Below are 4,907 nucleotides of genomic sequence, written 5' to 3' on the forward strand. Positions count from 1 at the left end.
TGTGACAAGGTAGGCATTGTTAATGCTGACACTAATATTTTTAGAAGATTAATTGTAGAGCAAATAGTGAGGGGGTAAACACCTTTTATTCAGAAATATCTAGAAAAAAAACATGAAAATCGATTTAACTCATATCTTGTACCTTCGATTAAATTGGCTAGTTTAGAGAGGGAATAGGGAATAGGGAATGGGCAATAGTATTTATTTTTGACTGTAACTGATTGAGAATTGATTCTCTCTAGTTTATTATTTGGTTTTTATGTACTGGTGCAAGATGTCAGTTTAACATCAGAGCAAATTCATTACTTGAAGTATTTGGTTTTAAAAGGAATAGCTGAAGCTTCAGAGGTATCGGCACATGAGAGCCAAAAAATTTATGAGACGATTCTTTTGGCCTTAGATCAAGAAATTAGAGAAGAGAATAATCTGAACTGAGTTAAATTATTATTTGTGGAATGGACTGAGGATCGTCTTCAGGGGAGATTTAACTAAACTGAAATTGAAATTTCTCTCCCACAATAATTGAAAATAACCTGTGAGGTTTCTGGATCATATCGTTTATCTAAACCAGCATCCATCGATATAACTTTTCGAGACAAGGGATCGTAAAAATGTGTAGGCAATTTAATTTCTAATTTTTCAAATTCAATCTTATCTATTACACGATCAATAGATTTTTTAGCTAAAGATAGACATTCTTCCTCAGTTGGTCGATACGAATCAACTACGCAAAAAACAGGTGGTAGTTCGTCTAAGAACCCATAAAAAGAATAACCATCTGGAGACAGAATATCCCAAAAATATATGTACTTAAAGTAAAGAGCAATTTTCTTACCTTCTTCACTTAAATATTTACTGTTGGTTAGATGACAACTATAATAGCTGTCCATGATAAATGATTTGTTAGCTGTTTTCCAAATAGCAATAGTATAACCTTTATAATCATAAGTTTTATATTTTTTGATTTGTATATATTTCATAAAAATAACTATAAATCTTCCTCCAATAATTCACTCAATTCTAACTGGTCATGATTTCTGTTATCATCATAAATCATCAATGTATTCAGATTTTTATGCCGTGACAACTTTTGAACCTTACGAACATCCCCATCACTCTTATCCAGGGCTGTTGTAATCGACGAATGCCGAATCCTATGGGGACTCATCAACTTATCAATACCAGCATCCTTGCAATAACAACGAATGATTTTATAAAGGCCATCTCCACTGAGACGACTGCCCCTCGAACGAGAATCTAAAGATATGAACAGAGGTGACGATGACTTAATCCCGGCACTCCCCCTATCTGCCAACCAGTCACAAATGGCCTTAATGGTTTTCGGTGACAAATCCACTGACTCCTTCTCGCTGCGCCCTTTCCCCTTCACCCAGAGAATGCGCCTTGATGGGACAAAATCTCCAATATCCAATAAACTAACTTCATTCCGTCGTAAGGCATTAGACCAAAACAACATCAACAACGCTCGGTCCCGTTTCCCCTTTAACGTCGTCAGATCACACAAATTCAAGACTTTCTTAAACTCTGCTAACGGAATTCCTGACGTATCCCGATAAGGTTTAAGTTTCTCACTGCTAACCGCATCTTTTAAGGAATATTGGCATAATCCTAACCGATTCGCCGTACTAACAAAGGATTTCACCGCACTGATTTTGCGGTTAATGGTCGTTGGGGCTAACTCCCGTCTTTTCAAAGTTGCCTTGTAGGCCATCAACGCTGCGTTGGCTTGGGACTGAGATACCTTTAAAAAGGCACTGACTAATTCTTCATCAACTTCTTTCCCGGACATCACCTTAAAAAAATAGCGTAAATCTTTCTCATATTCCCGACGGGTCATGGCCGATGACTTGTCCTCTAACCAGAGGGCGATCGCTCTGGCGATGGGGGATGACTCTGAGTTGAAACGGGTTAATTTCGCCACGATTTTGTTATCGAAAAACTTTATTTTCGTTACCAGTATGCTTTATTTTATCATATCTAAACAGATCTATCAAATAGATAGATAATTTTGGGGTTAGCTAAATTACTTTACAGTTTTACCTAAGTTTTCTGAGATCAATTCTAATTTACTGCGTTAGTTGATGAAACATGACAACGAGAAGTGGTGGTTAATTCGTAATCCACCCAATCCACTCCAACATCTTCGCTGCACCTCCGAGAATAGTGACGATTAATCCGAGTAACACCCTGTTAAAGATACAAAACCAAACTTGACTTCTCCAGGGTTTAAAAACGCCTGGATTCTAAGCGGTTAAGCTTCAATGGGCTGAAGCCACATTTCCGCTTGCTTACGATATGATCGAGATAGTCCATCAAGCTCATAGCGTTTAGGAACAGTCAAACATTCCTTAACCACCCTGGCTAGGTTTATTCCTAGCTGTGTGGCTACCTTTTTTAACAGATTTGCTGCTGCCTGAATATCAGCGTTTACTAACCAGCCTTTAGCTGTTTTATATAATCCACGCTTAAATCGTTTCCCTGAAAACTTATACCCTTTGGGTTTTTCACCATAATTCGGGACTAAATCATCATCAAGGAAACTGGCTTTTGAGCTATACGCTTCATCAATTTCAGTAAAGATAATTCCTACTGATTCAGCTAATTGTTGAATACGATTTTTAAGTCTTGCCGTTGGAATTTGTACAAAGTTTTGATTATTAGTTTTTCCTATATTAATTGACTCTTTTTGTCTATCATTCCAACCAAAAACAATGTTACCAATTTGATGTTTTAAGCAGTAATTAATGACAAACCTTGCTGCTTTATTAATAGCGTCTCTCATTTGACAGTTACGCCTGTGAGTGACCTGCTCTAATTTATCATCCCAGTAATCTTGGGATTTTCCCTGTTTATACTTAGCGACAAAGCGATTATATCTCTGATTAATTGACTTAATTCTTCTACCATTGACAATAAAAGATTTACCTTTGGTTGTTACAGAACTAAGCCAATTGTCAACCCCATGATCAATGGCAAGAGCCAGAAATGTTGAATGTTAGAAAAAAGCCTGGAGAAAATCCGTTTAAAATGCTAGAATAAGAAAAAACATAGAAAAGCAAAATAAATAATTTGATTTTACAAAGTTTTCCTAAAGTCATTAAAACTATCTTAAAACCTTTACCTAGAAATGATTATCCGGTTCTCAGTACATTTTCATTTGTCTCCTGCTGGTTGGAGTATGTAATGGATAAAAGTGTTGTGAGTATGCAGGATTTATTTAAAAGATTAAATACTCAAGGAATAGACCTAAAAATATCTAATTTTTCTAAGGCAAGCAAGAAAAGAGACACTCAAGTTTTTCTTGACATCATTAATCAATTAAAAAGAAAGCTTCGTCAACGAAAAGGAGAAAGAAAAGCTCGTTCTTATTTTCCTATTGATTCTACTATACTTAGTCTAACAAGTAAACTTTTATGCAGTCAAGGATATCATCAAGTTAAACTATTTTGTGGATTAGACAACTGGACATCAGAAACAGGAGGAATAGTTATTCATTTTGGGCAAGGACATGACTATAAATATGGACATCAAACAGTAAATGCAATTCCAGAAAATGGAGTAGGCATAATGGATAGAGGGTTCGCTTCTTGTGAAAGAATCAGGGAGTTGAAAGAACAACAAAACAAAGCATTTGTCTTGAGAATTAAAAATAATGTTACTTTAGAAAGGCTAGATGATGGTAATTCTAAAGTAGGAAAAGATGAAAGAGAAGTAGAAATTAGAGTAGTCGCATTTTGTGACTTAGAAGACAGGACTGAATTTAGATTAGCAACTAATTTACCCTTTGATGGAGAAGAAGGAGTAAGCAATGAGGAAATAGCAGAGATTTATGTACAAAGATGGCAGATAGAATTACTTTGGAAATTTTTAAAGATGCACTTAAAATTAGACAGACTAATGACGAAGAATGAGAATGGAATTAGAATCCAAATCTATAGTTGCTTAATTGCTTATTTAATTCTACAGTTAATAGAAATACCATTAGAATTTGGAAAAACGATATTAGATAAACTCCGTTATCTTCAAGCTTATATGTGTCAGGAAATTAGCTATGTACATTGGTTCAGAAAACTGATTTGGTTAAGGTGAAATTTAAGCACCATAGGGTTAGTCTAATTTGATATGTAAAGTTTTCTAAAGACATTCAACATTTCTGAACAAAAGTTACTCCGATTAATCCGTACTTTAACAGTTTAGGGCTTCCCAAAGGTGGAAAAAACACTAAACTATCGACTTGATAATAAATATCAAGCTAGTTTGCTTTTTGCCGTTGATTTACAACAGACTGACAATTCTAACCTAAATTCTAGGACAAATTAATTGGAAATTTAAGCACAAATTGTGTTTTTTCGTCTTCTCTACTCCAATTAACTTTCCATTGATTCTGTTTGGCCAAATCATAGATAAGGTAAAGACCTAAACCGGTTCCTTTTCCGGGTTCTTTTGAGGTATTGAAAGGCTCAAAAATATGTTCAGCAATTTCAGGAGCAATCCCATCTCCGTTGTCGATTATCGTTATTTCTATCCAGTGATTCTCTAAGAGATTAGTGGTTACAAAAATGGTGGGTTCAAACTGACTACCAACTCGCTCTTTTTTCTCAAAAACAGCATCACAAGCATTATTGAGAAGGTTAACAATAATTTGATTTAAGTCTCCTGCCATAATAAATTGTTCACCAATTCTTAAATCATATTCAGTCTCAATATTAAGCGAAAATTCTTTTTTTTCTACTTGTTTACTGTAAGAAACAATATCAAGATTAGCTTGAACTAAATCATTAATATTGGTTAAAGTTAGCTGTTGAACATGGGGATTAGCTTGTCGGAGAAGAGACTGAGTAATTTTTGTGGCTCTTTTACTTTGCTCATTAATATCAACAAGATTT

Annotated in this window: 5 protein-coding genes; 1 reads left to right on the plus strand and 4 read right to left on the minus strand. The window is 35.0% G+C overall.

Annotated features, from left to right (window positions below):
- Nucleotides 1–488 precede the first annotated feature (488 nt).
- The 3 genes from C4E06_RS15940 to C4E06_RS15950 form a co-directional block, all read right to left on the minus strand.
- Nucleotides 489–980: a hypothetical protein gene (locus C4E06_RS15940; RefSeq protein ID WP_107668963.1), complete on the minus strand. Its 492-nt coding sequence runs from the start codon at nucleotides 978–980 to the stop codon at nucleotides 489–491.
- Between the two features lie 8 nt (nucleotides 981–988).
- Nucleotides 989–1,942, minus strand: coding sequence for a tyrosine-type recombinase/integrase (locus tag C4E06_RS15945; RefSeq protein WP_107668964.1), 954 nt, complete (start codon nucleotides 1,940–1,942; stop codon nucleotides 989–991).
- Between the two features lie 330 nt (nucleotides 1,943–2,272).
- Nucleotides 2,273–3,004, minus strand: coding sequence for a transposase (locus C4E06_RS15950; protein ID WP_107668965.1), 732 nt, complete (start codon nucleotides 3,002–3,004; stop codon nucleotides 2,273–2,275).
- An 89-nt stretch (nucleotides 3,005–3,093) separates the two neighbouring features.
- Here C4E06_RS15950 and C4E06_RS15955 point away from each other — a divergent pair, with 89 nt between their 5' ends.
- Nucleotides 3,094–4,110, plus strand: coding sequence for an IS4 family transposase (locus tag C4E06_RS15955; protein ID WP_107667551.1), 1,017 nt, complete (start codon nucleotides 3,094–3,096; stop codon nucleotides 4,108–4,110).
- Between the two features lie 217 nt (nucleotides 4,111–4,327).
- Here C4E06_RS15955 and C4E06_RS15960 read toward each other — a convergent pair.
- The coding region (locus C4E06_RS15960; RefSeq protein ID WP_198648735.1) for a sensor histidine kinase at nucleotides 4,328–4,907 on the minus strand (580 nt) is incomplete at its 5' end.

Origin of the sequence: Cyanothece sp. BG0011, from assembly GCF_003013815.1 — a bacterium.
Taxonomy (GTDB): Bacteria; Cyanobacteriota; Cyanobacteriia; order Cyanobacteriales; family Microcystaceae; genus Crocosphaera.

Bases quoted from the DNA above. Each gene is read 5' to 3' on its own strand.
- C4E06_RS15940 (WP_107668963.1), bottom strand. From the start codon at position 980: ATGAAATATATACAAATCAAAAAATATAAAACTTATGATTATAAAGGT.